The sequence below is a fragment of the Clostridium sp. DJ247 genome (assembly GCF_014231265.1).
Window position 1 is genome coordinate 12,238 of sequence record NZ_JABAIW010000033.1, and the last position, 22,972, is coordinate 35,209.

General features: G+C 28.9%; 24 protein-coding genes. 21 read left to right on the forward strand and 3 right to left on the reverse strand.

Features of this window, described 5'->3' with window-relative positions:
* Positions 1-30 precede the first annotated feature (30 nt).
* Positions 31-516 carry a CFI-box-CTERM domain-containing protein gene (locus tag HGI79_RS13745; RefSeq protein WP_185651266.1) on the reverse strand — a complete coding sequence of 162 codons (486 nt, stop codon included), beginning with the start codon at positions 514-516 and terminating at the stop codon, positions 31-33.
* A gap of 505 nt (positions 517-1,021) precedes the next feature.
* On the opposite strand from HGI79_RS13745, the gene HGI79_RS13750 reads away from it, so the two are divergent.
* From HGI79_RS13750 to HGI79_RS13790, 9 genes are all read left to right on the forward strand, one after another.
* Complete coding sequence (locus tag HGI79_RS13750) at positions 1,022-1,285, forward strand: YkuS family protein (RefSeq protein WP_185651267.1); 264 nt, start codon at positions 1,022-1,024, stop codon at positions 1,283-1,285.
* A gap of 278 nt (positions 1,286-1,563) precedes the next feature.
* Positions 1,564-2,274, forward strand: coding sequence for a pseudouridine synthase (locus tag HGI79_RS13755; protein ID WP_185651268.1), 711 nt, complete (start codon positions 1,564-1,566; stop codon positions 2,272-2,274).
* Between the two features lie 34 nt (positions 2,275-2,308).
* A complete protein-coding gene (locus HGI79_RS13760) occupies positions 2,309-2,851 on the forward strand; it encodes a class I SAM-dependent methyltransferase (protein ID WP_185651269.1) in 543 nt (180 codons plus the stop codon).
* Between the two features lie 43 nt (positions 2,852-2,894).
* A complete protein-coding gene (locus tag HGI79_RS13765; RefSeq protein ID WP_185651270.1) occupies positions 2,895-3,059 on the forward strand; it encodes a YpmA family protein in 165 nt (54 codons plus the stop codon).
* Between the two features lie 97 nt (positions 3,060-3,156).
* Positions 3,157-4,035 (forward strand): MurR/RpiR family transcriptional regulator, encoded by an 879-nt coding sequence (locus HGI79_RS13770; RefSeq protein WP_185651271.1) that lies wholly within the window; start codon positions 3,157-3,159, stop codon positions 4,033-4,035.
* Positions 4,036-4,206: 171 nt separating this feature from the next.
* Complete coding sequence (locus HGI79_RS13775; RefSeq protein WP_185651272.1) at positions 4,207-4,557, forward strand: hypothetical protein; 351 nt, start codon at positions 4,207-4,209, stop codon at positions 4,555-4,557.
* A 200-nt stretch (positions 4,558-4,757) separates the two neighbouring features.
* Positions 4,758-4,934, forward strand: coding sequence for a hypothetical protein (locus HGI79_RS13780; RefSeq protein ID WP_185651273.1), 177 nt, complete (start codon positions 4,758-4,760; stop codon positions 4,932-4,934).
* A gap of 214 nt (positions 4,935-5,148) precedes the next feature.
* Positions 5,149-5,337 carry a hypothetical protein gene (locus tag HGI79_RS13785; protein ID WP_185651274.1) on the forward strand — a complete coding sequence of 63 codons (189 nt, stop codon included), beginning with the start codon at positions 5,149-5,151 and terminating at the stop codon, positions 5,335-5,337.
* An 82-nt stretch (positions 5,338-5,419) separates the two neighbouring features.
* On the forward strand, positions 5,420-5,743 hold the full coding sequence (locus HGI79_RS13790) for a hypothetical protein (protein WP_185651275.1): 324 nt from the start codon (positions 5,420-5,422) through the stop codon (positions 5,741-5,743).
* A gap of 156 nt (positions 5,744-5,899) precedes the next feature.
* Here HGI79_RS13790 and HGI79_RS13795 read toward each other — a convergent pair whose 3' ends face one another.
* The gene (locus tag HGI79_RS13795; RefSeq protein ID WP_185651276.1) at positions 5,900-6,052 is read right to left on the reverse strand and encodes a hypothetical protein; all 153 of its coding nucleotides are present in this window, start codon (positions 6,050-6,052) and stop codon (positions 5,900-5,902) included.
* 360 nt (positions 6,053-6,412) lie between these two features.
* Between HGI79_RS13795 and HGI79_RS13800 the strand changes: the two genes are divergently transcribed.
* The 6 genes from HGI79_RS13800 to HGI79_RS13825 all read left to right on the forward strand — a co-directional run bounded on the left by HGI79_RS13800 (position 6,413) and on the right by HGI79_RS13825 (position 13,307).
* The gene (locus HGI79_RS13800) at positions 6,413-7,642 is read left to right on the forward strand and encodes an NAD(P)/FAD-dependent oxidoreductase (RefSeq protein WP_185651277.1); all 1,230 of its coding nucleotides are present in this window, start codon (positions 6,413-6,415) and stop codon (positions 7,640-7,642) included.
* Between the two features lie 247 nt (positions 7,643-7,889).
* A complete protein-coding gene (gene cmk, locus HGI79_RS13805) occupies positions 7,890-8,555 on the forward strand; it encodes a (d)CMP kinase (RefSeq protein WP_185651278.1) in 666 nt (221 codons plus the stop codon).
* 20 nt (positions 8,556-8,575) lie between these two features.
* A complete protein-coding gene (locus HGI79_RS13810) occupies positions 8,576-10,489 on the forward strand; it encodes a bifunctional 4-hydroxy-3-methylbut-2-enyl diphosphate reductase/30S ribosomal protein S1 (RefSeq protein WP_185651279.1) in 1,914 nt (637 codons plus the stop codon).
* Between the two features lie 242 nt (positions 10,490-10,731).
* Positions 10,732-11,112 (forward strand): adenosylmethionine decarboxylase, encoded by a 381-nt coding sequence (gene speD, locus HGI79_RS13815; RefSeq protein ID WP_185651280.1) that lies wholly within the window; start codon positions 10,732-10,734, stop codon positions 11,110-11,112.
* 105 nt (positions 11,113-11,217) lie between these two features.
* Complete coding sequence (locus HGI79_RS13820) at positions 11,218-12,348, forward strand: CotS family spore coat protein (protein ID WP_185651281.1); 1,131 nt, start codon at positions 11,218-11,220, stop codon at positions 12,346-12,348.
* A gap of 80 nt (positions 12,349-12,428) precedes the next feature.
* Positions 12,429-13,307, forward strand: a complete 879-nt coding sequence (locus HGI79_RS13825) for an N-acetyltransferase (RefSeq protein WP_185651282.1) — start codon at positions 12,429-12,431, stop codon at positions 13,305-13,307.
* Between the two features lie 167 nt (positions 13,308-13,474).
* Here the strand turns inward: HGI79_RS13825 and HGI79_RS13830 are convergent, their stop codons facing one another.
* On the reverse strand, positions 13,475-13,645 hold the full coding sequence (locus HGI79_RS13830) for a hypothetical protein (RefSeq protein WP_185651283.1): 171 nt from the start codon (positions 13,643-13,645) through the stop codon (positions 13,475-13,477).
* 428 nt (positions 13,646-14,073) lie between these two features.
* Between HGI79_RS13830 and miaB the strand changes: the two genes are divergently transcribed.
* The 6 genes from miaB (at position 14,074) to HGI79_RS13860 (ending at position 22,907) form a co-directional block, all read left to right on the forward strand.
* Positions 14,074-15,441 carry a tRNA (N6-isopentenyl adenosine(37)-C2)-methylthiotransferase MiaB gene (gene miaB / locus HGI79_RS13835; RefSeq protein ID WP_185651311.1) on the forward strand — a complete coding sequence of 456 codons (1,368 nt, stop codon included), beginning with the start codon at positions 14,074-14,076 and terminating at the stop codon, positions 15,439-15,441.
* A 131-nt stretch (positions 15,442-15,572) separates the two neighbouring features.
* Positions 15,573-18,299 (forward strand): DNA mismatch repair protein MutS, encoded by a 2,727-nt coding sequence (gene mutS / locus HGI79_RS13840; protein WP_185651284.1) that lies wholly within the window; start codon positions 15,573-15,575, stop codon positions 18,297-18,299.
* A gap of 31 nt (positions 18,300-18,330) precedes the next feature.
* Positions 18,331-20,259 carry a DNA mismatch repair endonuclease MutL gene (gene mutL / locus HGI79_RS13845; RefSeq protein ID WP_185651285.1) on the forward strand — a complete coding sequence of 643 codons (1,929 nt, stop codon included), beginning with the start codon at positions 18,331-18,333 and terminating at the stop codon, positions 20,257-20,259.
* Between the two features lie 15 nt (positions 20,260-20,274).
* Complete coding sequence (gene miaA / locus HGI79_RS13850) at positions 20,275-21,219, forward strand: tRNA (adenosine(37)-N6)-dimethylallyltransferase MiaA (RefSeq protein ID WP_185651286.1); 945 nt, start codon at positions 20,275-20,277, stop codon at positions 21,217-21,219.
* Positions 21,220-21,281: 62 nt separating this feature from the next.
* On the forward strand, positions 21,282-21,524 hold the full coding sequence (hfq, locus tag HGI79_RS13855; protein WP_185651287.1) for an RNA chaperone Hfq: 243 nt from the start codon (positions 21,282-21,284) through the stop codon (positions 21,522-21,524).
* Between the two features lie 99 nt (positions 21,525-21,623).
* A complete protein-coding gene (locus HGI79_RS13860) occupies positions 21,624-22,907 on the forward strand; it encodes a methionine gamma-lyase family protein (protein ID WP_185651288.1) in 1,284 nt (427 codons plus the stop codon).
* Positions 22,908-22,972 lie beyond the last annotated feature (65 nt).

The following is a 22,972-nucleotide window of genomic DNA, read 5'->3' on the forward strand; positions in this document are numbered from 1 at the left end:
AAAAGCCTGTAGAAATACAGGCTTTTAAATTTACATATATTCTTTTTCAAGCTTTTCAATTGTTTTTTTATATAATCGAAATGCATCTTCATTTTCATCTTTTTCGATTAAACTAATACATTTAAGAATTAGATTTTCATATATGTCATTATAAATAAGATTTGAGTTTGGTAATCTATCAATATTTTCGATAATTTTAGGTGCTATGCTATAATATTTTTTTACTTCATTGCTTCCAAAGTTATCCTTCATTAAATATTCGTCTCTAAACTTACGTAAACACGTTAGTTCATAACAGTTATCATCTAAGCCTTTAGATTTAACACAGGCAGTGGTTAAAAAGCATTCATCTTCACCTTTTAGAACTCTCTTATATAAACGACAGCTCTTAAACTTATGCTTATCAAAACAAAATTTGTTAACATAATCCATATCTGATAATCCTCTTTTACTTGATTTATCTGCATCGCAGTAATAATCACCCTTTTCTTCTCTTAAAAATTGACATTGAGACATACTGAAATCCTCCTATTTTTGCTATAGGGTTCCTGCAGGTCAACTTAACTTATACTCCGAAATATGTTGCCAAACTTCAGCACGTTAAAAACTTTTAATCAGTCTAAAGTTCGTGTTTATGAAAATCTAAGAATCTTTGATAAACTCGTACCTCAGTCCGGACCAACTTATCAATTACCATTGATAAGTCGCTGGTTGAAAGCCATTCAGGCTTTCAACCATATAAAAGCTCCTAAGATTTTCAAAAACACTTCACTAAGACTGATAAAAAAGTTTTTAAATGTGCTTTCAGTTTTGGCAACATATTTCTACGTATAAGTTAAGTTTCAAGTCTGGAAACCAATAAACATATTTATATAAATAATATATTGTTATAGGATATTTTAGAACTTTTTATTTAAAGTTTTTTAATATATAAAGGGTTTTAAATAAAAAGTTTATAACTATATAAAAAATATGAATTACTTTTTAGTTTTTGAGAAAAATAATTTTGGAGGTGTTGGTAGTGAAAAAAATTGGAATTGAAAAAGGGCTAACTGACTTAGAAGACTATTTATCAAATGAGGGCTATTCAGTTAAAGAATTTGATAGAAACAGCATTGAAAATTCTTCTTTTTATGATAACTTAGATGCAGTGGTAATAACTGGACAAAGCGTGAATGTACTTGGATATGGAGACACAAAAACAAAAGTACCACAGGTATATGCAGACGGATTAACACTAGAAGAAATAAAAAATCAAATAGAAACTAAAATTGGTGGAAAATAAAATCAAGCTGAGAGCTTATCTAACATAGTTTTGTTTTTTAATTATTTGTGATTTTAATATAATCTAAATATTAAGTAATATAAATATTAAAAGAGCACTAAGTGAACTTTAATTCCCTTAGTGTTCTTTTAATATATGAGTAAATTGTTATGATTTTATCTATTTAAGTAGTAAAACTTGCAGAAATTTTACTTGCTAAGTATAAATTGGCTTGTTTTCATACAAAAATTAGGTTACAATATGTACTATTAATTAGAAAATCGACAATAGGTGATATAATGGAAGAAAGATTACAAAAGTATATGGCTTCCTGTGGTTTAGCCTCAAGAAGAAAATGTGAGGAGATAATTTCACAGGGGCGTGTTAAAGTTAATGGAAAAACAGTTAAAGAACTTGGATTTAAGGTAAATATCATTAATGATATAGTTACTGTGGATGAAAAAATTATAAAACCAGAAGAAAAAAAGGTATACATAGCTTTGAATAAACCAGAAGGGTATATTTCTTCAGTTAAAGACGAAAAAGGAAGAAAAACAATTTTAGATTTAGTAGAGATAAAGGAAAGAGTGTATCCTATTGGAAGGTTAGATTATGATACATCGGGGTTAATATTATTAACTAACGACGGAAATGTTTATAATAAAATAATACATCCAAGGGAAGAAAAAAATAAGATTTATATAGCTTTGGTTAAGGGGCTACCCTCTGAAGAAGATATTTTTAAATTTGAAAAGGGTTTAGACATTGATGGTTATATTACAGCTCCTGCTACCTTTAAAATTCTAAAGTGTTATAATGATTCCTCAGAAGTTCAAATAATAATACACGAAGGACGAAATAGACAAATAAGAAAGATGTGTGAAATAATAAAACATCCAGTATTGAGTTTAAAAAGAATTCAAATTGGAAAGATAAAACTTGGAAATCTGCCTAAAGGTAAGTGGAGATTGTTAACTGATGATGAAATACAATATATAAAGGGGTTATAATACTTTTTTGCATATAAAATGAAGGAGCTTAAATATGTTTAAATATGTCTTAGATGTAAGTAGCTTATCTCACTATATAGTAAAAAATTTTTGTAATAAGTTTGACTTTGCAGTAGATGCTACCTTAGGAAATGGATATGATACTGATTTTCTTTGTTCATATTTCTCCAAGGTGTATTCTTTTGACATACAAAGTGATGCAGTAAATGCATACAGATCCAAAGAAAAAAATAATGTACTATTAATAAATGATTCCCATGAAAATTTTAATGAATATATAAGTGAAAATATAGATTGTATTATGTATAATTTGGGTTTTTTACCTGGAGGCGATAAAAACATAACAACAACGTGGCAATCTACTCTAAAAAGCCTAGAATGTGGTTTAAAAATATTAGAAAATGGAGGTATTATTACTTTAGCATTATACAGAGGTCATGAAGAAGGTAAAAAAGAAGAAAAAGCTATATTAAATTTTGTAGAGAATCTTCCGAAAAATAAATATGGAGTATTACTTCATTCTTTTTTGAATAGAGATAACAATCCCCCATTGTTAATAGTTATAGAAAAAAAATAGGAGGTGAATTTTCATTAGGTTTTTTAAAGCTTGATGAAAAATTATGAAAGATAAATTAGAATTAATAGCAACTAAAGAATTTCCACTGTATGAGGATATGTATAAAATTGTTGATTTTTTGAATAAAAATTTAGGAAAATATGATATTGTGTTTGGAATAACTGAACATAATGGTAAAAATACAATAAATATTTATAAAGAAGAGTAATAAGCAATTGAATGTTGTATTGAAAAATAGTTCAATAGATGGTAAAATGAAATAAATATTGCATAAATACGGGGATTGGTAGAAAGGATTGAACAAGATGGATGAGGGTAATACTAAACAGGATTTGATGAGAACTATACAGGTTAAGTTTCCAAGATTAAGTAAAGGACAAAAGCTAATTGCAGAATATATTTTAAAGCATTATGATAAAGCTGCTTTTATGACTGCTGCAAAACTAGGTGTTAGTGTTGGTGTTAGTGAATCTACAGTTGTTAGATTTGCAAATGAACTTGGCTTTACAGGTTATCCTAAACTTCAAAAAGCTTTACAAGAATTAATAAAAAACAAGCTTACCACTGTGCAAAGAATTGAGCTGTCAAATGATTTTGTTAGTGAAGAAAGTGCTCTAAAGGGTGTTTTGAAATCTGATATGGAAAATATAAGAGCAACTTTAGAAAAAATTAATCACAAAACTTTTGAAGATGTGGTTAACGGGATTTTTACAGCTGAAAAAATATATATTATAGGACTTAGAAGTTCTACTGCTCTTGCTGAATTTTTAGGTTTTTATCTAAATCTTATTTTAGATAATGTTAAAGTAGTAAACTATGGAATTAGTGATACTTTTGAACAAATGCTTAATTTAACTGAAGACGACTTAGTTATAGGAATAGGTTTTCCACGTTATGCAGCTAGAACTATAGAAGCCTTAGCTTTTTCACAGAGCAGAAATGCAAAAGTTGTTGCAATTACTGATAGTTTGTTATCTCCGCTTGCTGCTAGAGCTGATTATACTCTAATAGCGCAAAGCAATATGGCATCCTTTGTAGACTCACTTGTTGCACCTTTAAGTGTAATAAATGCTTTAATTATAGCAGTTGGCTTAAGGGAAAAAGAAAAAATTTCTTCTACATTTACTGATTTAGAACATATTTGGGAAGAATACCAGGTTTATTCCTTCAAGGAAACTACTTAAGAAGAGAAGTTTTAGGGCTTTCTCTTCTTAAGTAGTTTTTTGACGTAAATTATAGATGGTGGAAACAATGAGGGTTGTTGTATGAAAGATGGTATATTTGGAATACTAGCTATAGAGGCTTAAATGGCTATACTAACAAATGTAAGTTAACTCTATAAAGGAGGATGAGTAATGACGAATAAGAAAACACTTAAAAAAACAGAAGATAAAATATATACGTATTATAGACAACTAAAGGAAATAGACAAATTAGAGCATAGAATAAATATTTTAGAACTACAGCAAGCGAAGATGAGAGAACGTTTAAGACATATTAGTATAAATATAGAACCAAAAAATATAAACATAGATTATATACGTGAAGGAGTTCAAATCTCATCCTCTGAAATATCATACGTAGATGCTGAGGTTATAAGTAAAATAATTAAATTTAAAGAAGTGTTAGGCTATACTAGGAATCATATATTTAAGGTTAAGTTTATAATAAGAGAAATGAAAATACAGATGTTGAGCATGTTATAAGGATGTTTAAGGAAACATATAATCAGCATTATTAAAATATATAGAACCGCTAGTTTTTAATTAAATAACCATTAATATTTTATATGTTTAAGTTAACTTCTAACTATTTGAAATTAGGATGGTTATAGATGTAGTTAAATTGTTATATGTGAAATTTCAATGGCATTAGTTATGCTATGAGTATATAAAGGAGAGCAGAGATGAAATTTAAAGAATTACCAAAAGAAGTACAAAACTATGTGTTATCTTGCACTATATTAATTGATAAATTAGAAATGAGTTTTCAAGATGGATTAATACAAGATAATTATAACATAGAAAAAAGAATTGAACTGTGTAGTGAAAAATTTAATAAGATGAAGAATACTCTAGGTTAAATAAAAAAGCTTAACAAATGATATATAGATAAAACTTTCCTTTCACAGAACACTGGTAGAAATACTGGTGATTATTTTTATGAAACCCTGTACATCCCCCTTTTATTAAATATTATAAATTAAAAGAAACACGTTTATTCACAAATATAAGTATTAATTTTGTAAATATTGTAAATACTATTTGCATAAAGGATAAAAATAGTTGAGGTGAATAATGGATATAAAGAAAAATGATTATGTAAGAATAAAAGCCAACAATGAATGGCATGACAAAATTGGTATATGTAAAGATGTATGTAATAATGTAGCAGCAATATTTTGTGTTCAATTTCCAATACATCTTTATTATGTTTCAGCGAGTAATAGGGAGGATGTAGAAAAAATAGATATAAACAAAATTTAAATTTTAGGACATCGGAAAGAACAAATATTTTATAAAGTATGATAAGAACAAGCATCATAGGTATGAAAGGAGCTTATCCTATATGGGTGATTTTAGTCCGGATGATTTTGAGAAAATATTAGACCATATAAAACATAAAATAAGTAATTTTGTTGAATGTGATGATGTGAGGGCAATTGAAAGCAACTTTAATACTAAAGGTATGATATTTAAGTCCAAAAGCGATTCTAAAGAAGATGGAACACTTATAATTGGAGAAGATAAAGGTTTAATTGCAGTAGATATAAGTGTAGCTGATAACGCTGTAAGAAGCTTTATTCTAGAAGATAAGAGAGATGCAGATGGAATTAAAAATATAGTTGGATGGTTTGAACAAAATTATAAGTTAGAAAAGAGTCTTAGGTAGGACTCTTTTTTAATTCCAAAAACAAACATCTAGTCCAATATTCCAAAGTATGTTGCAGGACTTGAATATAGAAATTTAATAATCAGACGAATTTACAGCTTACTGCACCATGAATAGCTCCACAGCTTGGGTTAGCCAAAGATGTGGAGCTAAAACTTAAGAATTGGATTTTTGATTATCTTTCTTAACTTTATTTTTAAAAAAATTATGTGTACCGAGGCCCATTTGTTTATCAGTAGGTCTTGTGCGTAAAGGAGAAGACGTTGAAGTTTCTGTATAATCGTTTATTGAATTATTTCTATCTGACATAGTTATCACCTCCAAAGATAGATTATGCAATTTAAAAGAAAATATATGCAATTTAAAAGAAAATCTAAGAAGGTGAAGGAATAGCAAGAAATTAAACAATATTGTAATTGGTAAATATTCAAATAGTAGTTTTGGTAATTCATAATAAAACTCTATAAGAGTTAAGTGGTATGTTTGCAAGTCCGTTAGTAAAAGTGTTTCTTATAACACCTTTCTAATGCTGCTTATAGTCTTAAAGCTAGTAATATCAATATAACAACTACATTAATCTTTCTATTGAATAAACATCTATATTATATTACTATAATATAGACAATAATATACTATATAATTTCTATTGTATTTTAAGGCGGTGAATATATGGCGACAGTAGTAGTAATCGGTGGTGGTCCTGCAGGTATGATGGCAGCTATTGCCTCTTCACAACTGCATAAAACTATTTTGATTGAAAAGAATGAGAAGCTAGGTAAAAAGCTATTTATTACTGGAAAAGGAAGATGTAATATAACTAATGCTAAAGATATTAGCGAATTTTTTGACTACATACCGGGTAATCCAACGTTTTTATATAGCTCTCTCTATTCATTTACAAATGAAGATACTATGAATTTTTTTAAGAATCTTGACGTTAACTTGAAAGTAGAAAGAGGGGATAGGGTATTTCCTCAATCCGATAAATCTTCAGATATTATTAAAGCTTTTGAGAGAGAGCTCATAAAAAGGAAGGTAGATATACAAGTAAATTCTAAAGTAAAAAAATTGGTATGTGAGAATAATACTATAAAGGCAGTCCAATTACAAGATGATAAAATTATTAAAGGTGATTATTTCATTATTTGTACAGGTGGTATGTCTTATCCACAAACAGGTTCAAGTGGCGATGGCTACAGATTTGCTGAGAGTGTAGGGCACAATATAACTAAAATAACACCTTCTTTAGTACCTATAGAAGTTAAAAATAGTTGGATAAAGGATTTACAAGGATTATCACTGAAAAATGTAGAATTGTCAATAATTAATAGTAATAACAAGATATTATTTAAAGAGTTTGGTGAAATGTTATTTACTCACTTTGGAATTTCAGGACCTATAGCACTAAGTGCTAGTAGAGTAGTAAATGAAAACTCTGGACAAAAAGCGGTTATTAATTTAAAGCCTGCTTTATCTTATGAAGAACTAGATAAACGAGTTCAGAAAGATTTTGCTAAGTATTCAAATAAAGATTTTAGAAATACCTTGGATGATTTACTTCCTAAAAAACTTATAGAAGTATTAGTTCAATTCTCTAAAATTGATCCTAATAAAAAGGCAAATTTGATAACTAGAGATGAAAGAAAGCAACTTGTAAAACTACTTCAAAATTTTACTTTAGATATAAAGGGATTAAGACCTATTGCTGAGGCTATTGTAACAGCAGGGGGAGTTGACACTAAGGAAATAGATTCCTCTACAATGAAATCAAAGCTTGTTTCAAACCTATATTTTGCAGGTGAAGTAATTGATGTAGATGCTTATACTGGAGGATATAATATACAAATTGCAATGTCAACAGGTCATCTTGCTGGTAGTAAAATTAGCGAAATAGAATAGTTTAAGTGTTTGTAGTGTAAATTTTACATAATAAACAATAATTCAGTTGATTATTATAATATAAAATTAAAATAAAAATTTTCTATAATTCATTTAAATCAAAGGATTTTGTAATTTTTTATAGAATATATATACAATGAATTATTTTTAAAATTTGTTGGAAAAATAGGAAATTCCCAAAATTAATTAAATATATTTTTGATTAATACATATTTTTAGTTTCATATGAGAAAGGCGGAGTGAAATTTTGAATATATCTGTGGCAATTGACGGTCCTGCTGGTGCAGGGAAAAGTACTATAGCTAACATTGTAGCTGACAGATTCAAATTAATGTACATAAACACTGGGTCCATGTATAGGGCTGTTACATTAATGGCGACGAGAAACAATATACCGTACACTAATGTAGATGAAGTCTGCAAGCTGACTAATTCTCTGAAAATGCATTTTGATAACGAAAGATTGATAGTTAACGGAGAGGATGTTAGTGACGAAATTAGAAATCCTATGATAAGTAATATTGTTTCTAACTATGCTGTTATTCCGGAAGTAAGATCAACAATGGTTGAATTACAACAAAATATGGCAAGTAAGTATAACGTTATAATGGATGGTAGAGATATTGGAAGTGTAGTTCTAAAAAATGCTCCACTAAAATTTTTCTTAACTGCAAGTGCAGAGGAAAGAGCAAAAAGAAGATGCAGTGAATTTAGTGAGAAGGGTATTATAGTAGAATATAAAGAAGTATTGAATGATATAATAAAAAGAGACTATATTGATTCTAGTAGAGCGGTTAATCCTCTATGCAAAGCACCAGATGCTATAGAAATAGATTCATCTAAACTTTCAGTAGACGAGGTAGTAGAACTTATATGTAAATACATAGAAGAATATTTAGAAAGAAACAAATAATTAATTAGGTGATATATAAAATGAAAATAGTTTTAGCTGATAAAGCAGGTTTCTGCTTTGGAGTAAAAAGAGCAGTAGAAGAGGCTGTAAGTATTCAAAATAAATATAATAAAAAAATATATACTTTAGGTCCATTAATTCATAATAATGATGTTGTAAACTACCTTAAGGAAAAAAATATTCATGCTATTAACATTGAGGATATACATAATCTCCAAAAAGATGACGTTGTAATAATACGCTCTCATGGAGTACCTAAAAAAATCTATGATTTACTTGAGAATAGAGAAATTAATGTGGTGGATGCTACCTGTCCTTATGTATCAAGTATACAAAAAAAAGTAATGAAATACTTTGAATTGGGATATTCTGTACTTATTATAGGTGATGCAACTCATCCTGAGGTTATAGGAATAAATGGATGGTGTGAAGAGAAAGCAATTATATCTAAGGATGGTTCAAATCTAAAAGACCTCCCAAGCAAAATATGTGTTGTTTCACAAACAACGGAAAAACAATCTAATTGGGAAAAGGTACTAGGAGTTGTTGCAAAGAATTGTAAGGAATTTATTGCTTTTAATACTATATGCAGTGCTACAGAGTTAAGACAAAAATCTGCTGAAGAAATTTCAAAAAATGTAGATACTATGATAGTATTAGGTGGAAAAAACAGTTCCAATACTACAAAACTTTATGAAATTTGTAAAAGTAATTGTGAAAATACTATTCATGTGGAAAATTCAGGAGAAATACCTGATGATATAATAAAATCTAATATGATAAAAACTATAGGTGTTACGGCGGGAGCTTCAACACCGGATTGGATAATAAAGGAGGCAATTTCAAAAATGAGCGATAACAAAAATATAGAACTAAATGAGCAATTAGCTTACATGAATCAAAATGATAAACAAATTATTGTTGGTGAAGTAGTGAAGGGTAAAGTAATTTCTGTGAATGAAAAAGAAGCCTTTTTAAATATAGGATATAAAACAGATGGACTGCTGCCAAAGGCTGAAGTTACTAAGGATAACCAAGCAACGTTAACAGATTTAATAAATGTTGGTGATGAATTTGAGGTTAAGATCATAAGAAGAAAAAATGAAGATGGGTATGTGGTATTATCTAAAATAGAACTTGAAAGGCAGAAAACATATAAAGAACTGAAAGAAGCATCAGAAAATAACACTACAATTAGTGTTACTATTAAAGAGGTGGTTAAAGGTGGCTTAGTTGCAAGCTTTAAGGGAGTAAGAGTGTTTATCCCTGCATCTCATATAGAGCTTTTTCATGTAGAAGATCTTTCACAATATGTAGATAAAGTTTTAGAAGTTAACATAATAGAATTTAAAGAGGAAAGAAAAGGAACAAAAATAGTAGCATCAAGAAGGGATATGTTAAAGGTATCTAAAGAGAAAGAGGAAGAAGAAACATGGGAGTCCCTTGAAAAGGATACTATTGTTGAAGGTGAAGTTAGAAGGCTAACAAACTTTGGTGCATTTATTGATGTACAAGGCGTTGATGGTTTGCTGCATGTTTCTGAAATATCCTGGGGAAGAGTTGAAAATCCTAGCGATGTACTAAAAGTTGGCGACAAAGTAAAAGCTTGTATATTAGACATAAATAAAGAAACTAAGAAGCTATCTTTATCAATAAAGAAAACTATAGAAAATCCTTGGAATAACGTAGATGTTAAATATCCCGTTGGAACTATAGTGCTTGGAAAGGTAGTACGTTTTGCTAAATTTGGTGCTTTTGTTGAACTTGAACCAGGTGTAGATGCACTAGTTCATATATCGCAAATTAGTCACAAAAGAATTGATAAATCTGAAGATGCTCTTAAAATAGGCGAAGAAGTAAAAGCAAAAATATTAGAAGTTAACAAAGATGATAAAAAAATAGGATTAAGTATTAAGGAAGTAGATGAACTTTAATAAATCTAAAATGCTATGATAAAATAAAATTGAATATTTTAAAAAAAATGTGTGTAATCTATTATATAGAGCACACATTTTTTATATTTATTTCGATAATCTATATAGAAATTCAAAGAAATATTTAAATAACGGGAGTTATATATATATATATTAAAAAAATACCGATATATATTGACTTTTTTATTATTTTTGATAAAATTTAATTGTTACATTTTTATATGAGGGGGTAAATACGCAGAATGAATGAATTAGGACGTCACATTTTAGCAGAAATATATGGATGCAGTTCAGAAATACTGAACAATAAAGAATTTATAGAAAAAATAATGGTAGATTCCGCTTTAAAAGCAGGGGCAGAGGTTAGAGAAGTAGCCTTTCATAAATTTAGCCCACAAGGTGTAAGTGGAGTTGTTATTATATCAGAGTCTCATCTAACTATTCATACTTGGCCAGAGCTTGGATATGCTGCTGTAGACGTATTTACTTGTGGAGATAAAATCAATCCATGGGATGCATGTAATCACATGACTGAAAAATTTAAAGCAAAAAATATGACTGCTACTGAAGTAAAAAGAGGAATTTTTGAACAGCCTGTATCAGTTAAGGCTTCAAATATATAAGGATCATCGTTTTTGATGGTCTTTTATATTTTTTAAAATTAATATAAGTAATAATTTATACCTGCTTTAATATAATTTATTAGAGGGTTTATAGGAGGTATAAATATGGAAGCGGTGAATGCAACATCTGAGCATAACTTAACTGAAAACCGAAATGATAATGATGGCAATAGCCTACAGGATATAAAATCTATGAGCTTAGATCCTATAGATACTATGTCGGATAAAGAAAAAAAAATATTAGATAACATACTATTAAAATATAGTTTTGAAAGTATTAATATACTAAAGGTAAGAAGCTCATATAAGGTAGAGACTCTAGAAGGAAACCTATGTTTCAAAAAAAGAAGACATGGTAAGTTTACAGCAAAGAATGGTATTATGCTATTAGATGAACTGAAACTTAGAGGGTTTACTAATATTGTTAAATGTTATAAAAGCATTGATAATAGTAATTATGTGAAATATAAGGATTCTATATTTTATGTTGTAGATTGGATAGATGGAGAGCTATGTGATATGAGTTCTATTGATCAAGCTGTTGGTTGTGTGAAATTACTGGCTCAGTATGATTCTATAACTAATACTATAAATACTAAGAAATTTAAATTAAAAGATAATCTAAAGAACTGGCCAAAGATCTTTAAAGATAAACTCCAAGACTTAGAGAAATTCGAGAGAATGATAACTAAGAAGAAAATAAAGAATGAATTTGACTCAGCTTATTACAGCTATATAGAAGATGTTTACCAAAGAGGATTAGTTGCATTAAATTTTTTAAATAATAGCGATTACTATAAGTTATCTCACTATGCTGATAAAAACAAAACTATATGTAACTATAGTTTTTATGAACAAAATATTATTTATAAAGATAACAAATTTTTTATAGTAGATATAGATAATATTGCAGTAGATTTGCATATAAATAATTTAGGAAAACTTATAAGAAAGCTAATGTTTAAAAAGAGTTATCAATGGGATTTTACCAAAGCAAAATTATTAATTGAAGCTTATAATTCTATAAGAAAGCTTGATAAGAATGAATTAAGCTTAGTACTAGCTTTTATTATTTTTCCTCACAAGTTTTGGAAATTAGGTAAAAAAAGGTATATTAAGCATAAAGGATGGGATGAGTTAACCTATATGCATAAGTTAACAAGGCTCATAAAATATAATAATATACAGAATAGTTTTTTGGCGGATTATATGAATTATATGAATAGTTATGAATAGATTTGACTAATGATAACGTAACCTTTATACTTAAATTGTATTTTTAAAAATAAGAACTTACAGCAGCGGGGATAAATTCTATGTATGAATGTGTAGGATTGAACAAAAAAAATCTAGTTAACTTTAAAGAGTTAAATAAAATAAGAGACGAATTTAATATATTAAATAAAGACTTTTTTAATATTTATAACAAATCTAATTTTGCTCAGCAAATGTTATTAAAACGAAAAGTTAGGTTGTTAAAAAGAGATAACTACTATATAGGATATTTATGGTCAGAACTAACTGACAACAATGTGATATTGATTAATGCTGTTAATGTATTAAATATATTTAGCCATACTTATGATCAAATAATACCATATAGATTTTTAGTAAATACTTTAAATAAAAATAGTGTTATAAGTTATAATTGTGAAAGCAATGCTTATAATTTTCAGATTTTAGAAAATATAGGCTTCAAGAAGAAAGAGGGCACATTAATGCTTTGTCTAAGCCTTCTAAACTATGTTTCGCTACTAGCAGCGGAGGATTTAAAATTTCAACTATTTGAAAAGGGTAGAGATGAACAAAAAAGATGTGAAATACAAAATAAAATTTTTAGTGATGATAACAGGATACCTTTAACATTAGATGACATATATTTTGATGAAATTCAAGACTATTACTTTGATAAAGGATCTGTATTTTTAAAGAAGGATAATAAATATATTGGATACGGACAAATAATTATTGAAAACTATACACCGCTAATAGTTAACTTTGGTATACTAAAAGAGTATAGGGGGAAAGGCTATAGCAAGGCTCTTCTTTGTTACCTTTTAAACATTGTAAAACATAATGGATTTAATAAAGTGAAATTAAAGGTTAAATGTGATAATAGAATAGCGTTAAAATTATATAAGAGTGTAGGTTTTAAGATTAAAAGTGAAATATATAATTGGGAACTACTAACATAAACCCTATGATTTCAAGATCATTGGGTTTGTTTTTTTAGTTTAATTAATTTATAAAGAATACAACTTCAAAAAAGTCCCCCATTCCTAAAATAAAAAACATAATTAATTTGTACATAAAATAGTGTTTTGATATCTAGTATAGCTTAATAATTTTCTTTTTAGTATTATTATTCTATTACATTTTCAATGGGAATATGAACTGTCTTAAATTCGAACATATTTTCATATTGTATTTGATTGAAATATGTTCTGTCGCCGATACAATCGCATCTAAGAGCATTTTGAGTTTCGTTAATATCTACTATATTAGTATTCTCAAAATTTTTAGCATCATACATATAGACCCCTCCTTTTAAGGTATAGCTTAACCTAAAAATTGGAGTTTTATTTATCATAATAGTAAAAATATTTTCAAATTATTATTTACTTATAGAAATACCAAGGGCTTAACTATTTTTTTATTAAGGTTCACTTTATATGCTTGACTTTAGTATAAATAATAAATATTATGTAAATAAGAAAAAAAGTAAACTAATTATTTCAAATTATAATTAAAATAATAAACGTACTAAAACATTAATATAATTGTGAGAATTATTCTCGGCCCTTTTATTTTATATAAAAATACAGTATAATATAAAAGTTAAAAATGAAATTTAGTAAAAGTCTATTTTATATAATACACATTCAATAGGAGGTAACATAATTGGAAAAATATACGGCAAAAAACAAGACTGTGCATATAGATACAAATTTATTAGAAAAAATGAGCATAAAACATAATGAAGAATTACAAAGAACAGGAAAAGAAAAGCTCTTCTTTTTAGAAACTTGGGGCTGCCAGATGAACGAAGAAGATTCAGAAAAAATATCTGGTATGCTGAAAATGATAGGTTATCATAGAACAGAAATAAAAGCATCTGCGGATCTTATAATTTTTAATACTTGCTGCGTAAGAGAAAATGCGGAGTTAAAGGTTTTTGGTAACCTTGGAGCATTAAAAAAATTAAAAGAGATGAAGCCAAATCTTATTATTGCTATTTGTGGATGTATGATGCAGCAGGAAGGTATGGCGGAAAGCATAGTGAAAAAGTTTCCATTTGTTGATATAGTTTTTGGTACTCATAATGCTTATAAATTCCCTGAGTATTTAAATAGAGTGAAACAGGAAGGAAAATCCGTTATAGAAATTCAAGATAAAGAAGATGGAATAGTAGAAGGATTTCCTGTGGATAGAGAAAGTAATGTAAAGGCTTTTGTTACAATTATGTATGGATGTAATAATTTTTGTACGTATTGTATTGTGCCTTATGTTAGAGGAAGAGAAAGAAGTAGAAAACCCGAAGATATCATAAGTGAAATAGAAGATTTAGTTTCTAAGGGATATAAGGAAGTAACTCTTCTTGGACAAAACGTAAATTCCTATGGTAAAGATCTAGTACCAAAATTAAGCTTTGCAGAGCTTTTAAGAAAAATTAATGAAGTTACAGGTCTTGAAAGAGTTAGATTTATGACTTCCCATCCTAAGGACTTAACTGAAGATGTTATAGAAGCTATTGCTGAATGTGATAAGTTATGCGACCAAATACATCTACCAGTACAATCAGGATCAACTAGAATATTAAAGAAAATGAACAGAAGTTATACTAAGGACCAATATCTAGAGCTTACAAATAAAATTAGAGCTGTTGTACCAAATGCGGCTATAACTACGGATATAATAGTTGGTTTCCCAGGTGAAACTGATGAAGATTTTGAAGAAACTTTAGACTTAGCTAGACAAGTACAATATGATTCTGCATTTACTTTCATTTACTCAAGAAGAAAAGGAACTCCAGCAGATGAAATGGAAGATCAAGTAGATGATGCGGTTAAACATGAAAGGTTTAACAGATTGGTTGAAGTAATAAATGACTCTGCAGCAAAAAAGAATAAAGAATACGAAGGCAGAACTGTAGAAGTGCTAGTTGAAGGTTTAAGTAAAAATGATGAAGCTAAATTAATGGGAAGAACTAGCTCAGGAAAGCTTGTTAACTTTATAGGTGATAAGGAAACTATAGGAACGTTAGTTAAGGTGAAGATAACTAAAGTAAATGCTTTTTCACTAGCGGGTGAACAAGTTACTGATCAATAGTATATTTATAAAGTGAAACTTAAATGCAGGTAGTCATGGGATAAATTTAATAGTATACTGTTATATGATAAAAAGCTCTTAAATTTTGGGGCTTTTTATCATATAAATTACGATTTTAAGGAGGTACTAAAGTGGCTTTAACTCCAATGATGCAGCAATATTTACAGGTTAAAGAAGACTGTAAGGATTGTATATTATTTTTTAGATTAGGTGATTTTTATGAAATGTTCTTTGAAGATGCAGAAACTGCATCAAAAGAACTAGAGCTTGTACTTACAGGAAGAGATTGTGGTCTAGAAAAAAGGGCTCCAATGTGTGGAGTACCTTTTCATGCTGCCAATAGTTATATAAGCAGATTAGTTAGTAAGGGGTATAAAATAGCTATTTGTGAACAGTTAGAGGACCCTTCAGCAGCTAAGGGAATAGTTAAAAGAGGTATAATTAAGATTATTACTCCTGGTACCTATACAGATTCTTCTTTTCTTGAAGAAGGTAAAAATAATTATATAATGAGTTTATATTTAGATAGAGAGAAGAACACAGCCTCTTTGTGTTTTGCAGATGTTTCAACGGGAGATTTTAATTGTACTAATTCACCTTTAGATATAGCTATAATATTAGATGAAATATCTAAATATTATCCAAAGGAAATATTAATACAGGATAGTATAGATGAAGATATTTATTCCTCCATAAAAGATAGATTTGCAGTTTCCTTTACAAAACTAGATGCTGATTTTTTTAGTTTAGATTTAGAAGAAATTCTTTCAAAACAATTTTCTAATTCAAATGAAGTAAAATTTAGTGATTCTTTAATTAAATGCTGCGGGGGACTTCTTAAATATATAATAAATACTCAAAAAACTTCTTTATCACACATTAACAATATAAATTATTATAATATAATTGATTATTTAAGTATAGATATAAGTTCACGTAGAAATCTAGAGTTAACAGAAAGCCTAAAAGAAAAAAGTAAAAAGGGATCTTTGCTTTGGGCTATAGATAAAACTAATACCGCCATGGGTGGAAGACAGCTTAGAAAATGGATAGATCAACCACTAGTTGATAAAAATACAATACAAGGTAGATTAGATGCGGTAGAAGAATTGTTAGATAGTCTGGTACTTCATTCAGATTTAAAAGAGGCATTAAAAGAAATTTATGACATAGAAAGACTTACAGCTAAGGTATCCTCTAAAAGTGTTAATGCAAAAGAATTAATATCTATTAAAAATTCTCTTGAAAAGATACCTTATATTAAAGAACTAATATCAAACTTTAAAAGTAATATGCTTAAGGATATGTATAATAAGCTGGATGAATTAAGGGATATATACGAAATTTTAGATGCATCTATACTTGACAGTCCTTCAATTTCTTTAAAAGAGGGAAACTTAATAAAAGAAGGCTTTAATGCAGAAATAGATGAACTAAAATCTGCAAAGGCTCATGGTAAGGATTGGATAGCTTCCTTAGAGAACAGCGAAAGAGAAGTTACAGGTATTAAATCCTTAAAAGTAGGATATAACAAAGTTTTTGGATATTATATTGAAATAACAAAATCAAATTTAAATTCAGTGCCAGAGGGAAGATATATAAGAAAGCAGACTCTTGCAAATGCAGAAAGATATATTACGCCAGAACTTAAGGAAATGGAAGATAAGATATTAGGAGCAGAGGAAAAGCTTATTAACCTAGAATACGAAGTTTTTACTGAAATAAGAGAAAAAGTAGAAAAACAGGTAGATAGAATGCTGCTTTCTGCAAGGATAATATCTGAACTAGATTGTCTAAGTTCATTTGCTAGTATAGCCCAGGAAAATAATTACTGTAAACCGGACGTAACTTATGAAGGTGAAACTCGTATTGAAGAGGGAAGGCACCCTGTTGTAGAGAAGGTAATATCTTCTGGAAGCTTTGTATCTAATGATACTTATATAAATAATTTAGATAACCAATTACTACTTATAACAGGGCCTAATATGGCGGGTAAATCTACATATATGAGGCAGGTAGCTTTAATTACACTAATGGCTCAAATAGGCAGCTTTGTACCAGCAAGAAAGGCTACTATATCAATTTGTGATAAGATATTTACAAGAATAGGTGCATCAGATGATCTTGCTTCTGGAAAAAGTACTTTTATGGTTGAAATGTGGGAAGTATCAAATATACTAAAAAATGCTACCAACAGAAGCTTAATACTATTAGATGAGGTTGGTAGAGGTACCAGCACTTATGATGGTTTAAGTATAGCTTGGGCAGTAATTGAATATATCTGCACTAACAACAGTCTTAAATCTAAAACTCTTTTTGCAACGCATTATCACGAGCTAACTAGGTTAGAAGGTGTATTATCTGGAGTTAAGAACTATTCTGTTTCTGTTAAAGAACTAGAAAACGACATTATATTTTTGCGTAAGATTGTAGAGGGTGGAGCAGATCAATCCTATGGAATAGAGGTTGCAAAGTTAGCTGGGTTACCTAGTGATGTAATTAATAGAGCTAAAGAAATACTTCATAAAATTGAAAATGAAAATTCTAAGGATTTTAATGTAGAAACCATTACAGATAAAGATACTAGAGAAGAAACATTTTCAAAGGTAAAAGTAGAAGAAGTAAGCTCTATAAATGAAGCGGCATTAGATACCATAAAGGAAACTAATTTAGAAGCAACAGTTGTATATAAAAACCAAAAAGATACTTTAGAAAATGTGCAGCAGCAAATGAGTTTTGAGGATGTGGGTAAGGAGATCTTATTAAAAGATATTGCTTCTATTGATATATTAAATATGACACCAATGGAAGGCTTTAATAAATTATATGATATAATTAAGAAAGTTAAATCGCTTTAGTATTTTGTATGAAAATAAAGAAGGTGACAAGTTGAGCAGAATAAATTTATTAAGCTCTGAAACATCAAATAAAATTGCTGCTGGTGAAGTAGTGGAGCGTCCATCTTCAGTGGTTAAGGAGCTAGTGGAAAACAGTATTGACTCTAAAGCAAATAATATAACCATAGAAATAGTAGATGGTGGTCAAAAGAGTATAAAAATAATAGATAACGGGATAGGAATACATCCTGAGGATATAGAAAAGGCATTTCTTCCACATGCTACTAGTAAAATACAGGATATAGAAGATATATTCAATATAAATACTATGGGTTTTAGAGGGGAAGCTTTAGCTAGTATTGCTGCAGTATCTAATACTATATTAAAAAGCAGAACAGAAGAATTTGATTTCGGAAAAGAGATTTCCTTTAATGGCGGAGTGCTGAACTACGTAAGGGATACAGGATGCAATATAGGAACAACTATAGAGGTTAACAACTTATTTTTTAATGTACCAGCTAGACAAAAGTTTTTGAAATCATCAAGTAGAGAGGCTGCGTATATATCAGATATTGTCAATAGACTTGCACTTTCACATGCTGATATATCCTTCAAACTTATCAATAATGAAAAAAAAGTTGTTAACACATATGGAACAGGAAAATTACTAGATGCAGTTAGATCTATATATGGTAAATCTATATGTGATAACATAACCTACTTTGAAAAACATTCAGATGTTGCTTCGGTTTATGGATATATAGGTAATTCAGAAATAAGTAGGGGAAGTAGAAATAACCAAAGTATATTTGTCAATAAAAGATATATAAAAAATAAGCTTATCACTGCTGCAGTGGAAAATGCATTTAAATCTTTTTTAACAGTAAATAAGTATCCGTTTTTTATAGTATTTTTGGATATCTTCCCAGAATATATAGATGTTAATGTTCATCCAACTAAAGCTGAAATTAAGTTTAGTGATGATAGAGAAATATTCAAATTAGTTTTTGATGCAGTACATGAAGCTTTGAGGAACAGTTTAAAGGATTCTTTTAATGTACCTTTTGATGATATAAATAATGAGGATCAACAAAATAATATTGAAAAATCTAAGACAGAAAATATAACAGTACAACTTCCTATAGACTTAAATTCTTTTAATGAAAATAATTATAAAAAAGAAGAATATGGCAATAATAAAAATTATGATTACCAATATAATGGAAAAGATCATAATGTAAGTACCAATATAGCCATAAAAGAACCAAAAGAATTGTATAACTCAAATAATATAAATAATACATCACAAAGGCAGCATGATGAAGAAGTTAAACATACTGAATCAAATATACCTGAAGATGTTGAAATTGCTAGAGCGTCCTCTAAAGAATCTCTAGCAAAGTTTCCTTCACTAAATATCATTGGTCAGTTCAATAATACATATATTTTAGCTGAAGCAATGAATAATCTTTATGTTATTGACCAACATGCAGCACATGAAAAGATATTATTTGAGAAATACAAAAAAAGTATTCAGGAGCAAAATGTTATGTGTCAAATTTTAATGACACCGTCCATTATTGAACTTTCACCAGAGGATTTTTCTTATTTTATAGAAAATAAAGAAGTATTTACTAATATAGGTTTTAATATAGAACTTTTTGGTGACAATACAGTAAGTATACGTGAAGTTCCTCTTATACTGGGTAAGCCAAATGTAAAAAATCTATTTATGGATTTAATAGACAATTTAAAAAATATGGGTTCTGGTGAGACTTGGGAAGTAAAGTATAATAAAATAGCCACACTTGCTTGTAAAGCTGCTATTAAAGCTAGTGATTCTCTGTCAAATATAGAAATGAAAACTCTAATAGAAGACCTAAGATTCATTAATGATCCTTTTACATGTCCTCACGGAAGACCAACAATAATAAAAGTTACATTAAATGAATTAGAAAAAAGATTTAAGAGAATACAGTAGCAAAAGAGGGATTTTATGAAAGATTTATTTATACTAGCTGGACCCACAGCGGTAGGGAAAACAGATATTTCCATTAAACTGGCTAAAAAACTTAAAGGAGAGATATTATCAGCTGATTCTATGCAAATTTATGAATATATGGATATAGGTTCAGCAAAAATATCAAAGGAAGAGATGCAGGGAATACCTCATCATTTAATTGACATAGTAGATCCTCATGAAAGTTTTAATGTTTCACAATTTAAAGCATTATCTGAAAAAAAAATTGATGCTATATCACATAAGAATAAGCTTCCTATGTTGGTTGGTGGTACTGGGCTATATATAAACTCTTTAATATACAACTATGACTTTACAGAAGCTAATGTAGATGAAGATTATAGAGAATATCTCCAAAAGTTAGCTAGTGACAAAGGTAAAGAGTATGTACATGAACTTTTAAAGGATATAGACATTGATTCATATAATAGATTGTATCCAAATGATTTGAAGAGAGTTATAAGAGCTCTAGAGGTATATAAGCTTACTGGTAAGACTATAAGTCAATGTAATATGGAAAATGACATTTATGATATACCTTATAATGTATTTTATTTTGTTTTAACTATGGATAGAGCAAAATTATATGATAGGATAAATAAAAGGGTAGACATAATGATATATAATGGACTTATAGATGAAGTTAAAAAATTAAAAGCCATGGGCTGCACTGCTGATATGCAATCCATGAAAGGAATAGGCTATAAGGAAATTTTATATTTTTTAGATGGAAGTATATCACTTGAAGAAGCTGTATATTTGATAAAAAAGGGAAGCAGAAATTATGCTAAAAGACAACTTACTTGGTTTAGAAAAGATAAAAGAGTTATTTGGATAGATAAGGATAAGTTTGATTCTGAAGATGAAATAGTAGAAGATATAATTGAAAAATTTATTTCATTAAAGAATTCTTATAAATAAAAAGGAATTTTATAATATTTATAGAATTAATATAAAATAAACGTTAGCGGAGGGCGAAGAATATGAGTAAAACAGCAAATAATTTACAGGATATTTTTTTAAACGGAGCAAGAAAGAATAGAACTCAAGTTACTATACATTTAACAAATGGGTTTCAAATAAAGGGGAATGTAAAAGGTTTTGATAGCTTTACAGTAATCTTAGATTGCGATGGTAAGCAGATGATGGTATATAAGCATGCCATATCTACTATTACACCTATTAGACCAGTTTTATTTAATAATGTTCAAGAAAATGAAGGCTAGTAAATGCTAAGAATAGGCTGATTTGCCTATTCTTTTTTTATGTGTTATTATAATTTTTGTGTTAATTTTTTAGACTTAACGGGAGGGTACTAAATAAAAATGATAGATTTAACAAAAGATCAATTAAAATCTGTATATGGAATAAATGATGATGTAATTAAATTATATGACCAAGCTATGCAAGATGTGAGTGAACAATTTTCAGTTTATGATGAAATCAGAGAGTACAACCAACTAAAGGTTTTAAGTGCATTACAAGCAGAAAGAATTAGTGACGCACACTTCACGAACTCTTCAGGATATGGTTATGGCGATATAGGCAGAGATTCTCTTGATAAAGTATATGCAAGAATTTTTAACAGCGAAAGTGCTTTAGTTAGACCTCACTTTGTTAATGGTACTCATGCCATTGGAGCGGCTTTATTCGGCAATTTAAGACCTGGAGACACACTTTTATCCGTATGTGGAAAACCATATGATACTTTACATAATGTTATAGGAATAAGCGGTAATGAAAACATAGGGTCCTTAAAAGAATATGGAGTTAAATATAAACAAGTAGATTTAACTGAAGAAGGAAACATAAATTTTGATAAAATTAAGCATGAGCTTGAAAATGATAAAACTATAAAAATAGTTCATATACAAAGATCTACAGGATATGGTTGGAGAAACTCACTTTTAGTTTCACAAATTGGAGACATAGTAAGCTTTGTAAAGAATATTAATCCTAATGCTATATGTTTCGTTGATAACTGTTATGGTGAATTTATAGATTCAAAAGAGCCTACAGACGTAGGTGCAGACTTAGTTGCTGGATCTTTAATTAAAAACATAGGTGGTGGAATAGCGCCAACTGGGGGATATATAGCAGGTAAAGAGGAGTATGTTACTCAAGCAGCTTACAGGTTAACAGTACCTGGCATAGGTGGGGAGTGCGGCTCAACTTTCGGAGTTATGAGGCTTTTATACCAAGGTTTATTCTTAGCACCGCATATATCCATAGAAGCGGTTAAGGGAGCACTATTCTGTGCTAGAATAATGGAATTAGCGGGTTTTGAAGTCCTTCCTAAGTATACGGATAAAAGAAGTGACATAATTCAAGCCATTAAATTTAATGATAAAGAAAAACTTATAAACTTCTGCAAGGGTATTCAATTAGGATCACCAATAGATTCCTTTGTGCAGTGTGAACCATGGGATATGCCGGGGTATACAGATCAAGTAATAATGGCTGCAGGGGCATTTATACAGGGTGCGTCCATAGAGTTATCTGCCGATGCACCTATTAGAGAACCGTATATAGCATATCTTCAAGGTGGACTTACTTTTGATCATGCTAAAATAGGAATATTAATAGCATTATCTAAAATTATAAAATAATAAAACTAAACGAGTAACTTACTATAAGAATATATTTAAGTTACTTGTTTAGTTTTTTATTTAAA

What these genes read in the sequence shown, in the direction of transcription:
- speD (WP_185651280.1), top strand. Translation starts at nt 10,732, where the DNA reads ATGAATGAATTAGGACGTCACATTTTAGCAGAAATATATGGATGCAGT.
- HGI79_RS13810 (WP_185651279.1), top strand. Translation starts at nt 8,576, where the DNA reads ATGAAAATAGTTTTAGCTGATAAAGCAGGTTTCTGCTTTGGAGTAAAA.
- miaA (WP_185651286.1), top strand. Translation starts at nt 20,275, where the DNA reads ATGAAAGATTTATTTATACTAGCTGGACCCACAGCGGTAGGGAAAACA.
- HGI79_RS13765 (WP_185651270.1), top strand. Translation starts at nt 2,895, where the DNA reads ATGAAAGATAAATTAGAATTAATAGCAACTAAAGAATTTCCACTGTAT.
- HGI79_RS13800 (WP_185651277.1), top strand. Translation starts at nt 6,413, where the DNA reads ATGGCGACAGTAGTAGTAATCGGTGGTGGTCCTGCAGGTATGATGGCA.
- HGI79_RS13830 (WP_185651283.1), bottom strand. Translation starts at nt 13,645, where the DNA reads ATGTATGATGCTAAAAATTTTGAGAATACTAATATAGTAGATATTAAC.
- HGI79_RS13745 (WP_185651266.1), bottom strand. Translation starts at nt 516, where the DNA reads ATGTCTCAATGTCAATTTTTAAGAGAAGAAAAGGGTGATTATTACTGC.
- miaB (WP_185651311.1), top strand. Translation starts at nt 14,074, where the DNA reads ATGAGCATAAAACATAATGAAGAATTACAAAGAACAGGAAAAGAAAAG.
- HGI79_RS13790 (WP_185651275.1), top strand. Translation starts at nt 5,420, where the DNA reads ATGGGTGATTTTAGTCCGGATGATTTTGAGAAAATATTAGACCATATA.
- HGI79_RS13760 (WP_185651269.1), top strand. Translation starts at nt 2,309, where the DNA reads ATGTTTAAATATGTCTTAGATGTAAGTAGCTTATCTCACTATATAGTA.
- hfq (WP_185651287.1), top strand. Translation starts at nt 21,282, where the DNA reads ATGAGTAAAACAGCAAATAATTTACAGGATATTTTTTTAAACGGAGCA.
- HGI79_RS13775 (WP_185651272.1), top strand. Translation starts at nt 4,207, where the DNA reads ATGACGAATAAGAAAACACTTAAAAAAACAGAAGATAAAATATATACG.
- HGI79_RS13785 (WP_185651274.1), top strand. Translation starts at nt 5,149, where the DNA reads ATGGATATAAAGAAAAATGATTATGTAAGAATAAAAGCCAACAATGAA.
- HGI79_RS13770 (WP_185651271.1), top strand. Translation starts at nt 3,157, where the DNA reads ATGGATGAGGGTAATACTAAACAGGATTTGATGAGAACTATACAGGTT.
- HGI79_RS13755 (WP_185651268.1), top strand. Translation starts at nt 1,564, where the DNA reads ATGGAAGAAAGATTACAAAAGTATATGGCTTCCTGTGGTTTAGCCTCA.
- HGI79_RS13825 (WP_185651282.1), top strand. Translation starts at nt 12,429, where the DNA reads ATGTATGAATGTGTAGGATTGAACAAAAAAAATCTAGTTAACTTTAAA.
- HGI79_RS13860 (WP_185651288.1), top strand. Translation starts at nt 21,624, where the DNA reads ATGATAGATTTAACAAAAGATCAATTAAAATCTGTATATGGAATAAAT.
- HGI79_RS13780 (WP_185651273.1), top strand. Translation starts at nt 4,758, where the DNA reads ATGAAATTTAAAGAATTACCAAAAGAAGTACAAAACTATGTGTTATCT.
- HGI79_RS13795 (WP_185651276.1), bottom strand. Translation starts at nt 6,052, where the DNA reads ATGTCAGATAGAAATAATTCAATAAACGATTATACAGAAACTTCAACG.
- HGI79_RS13820 (WP_185651281.1), top strand. Translation starts at nt 11,218, where the DNA reads ATGGAAGCGGTGAATGCAACATCTGAGCATAACTTAACTGAAAACCGA.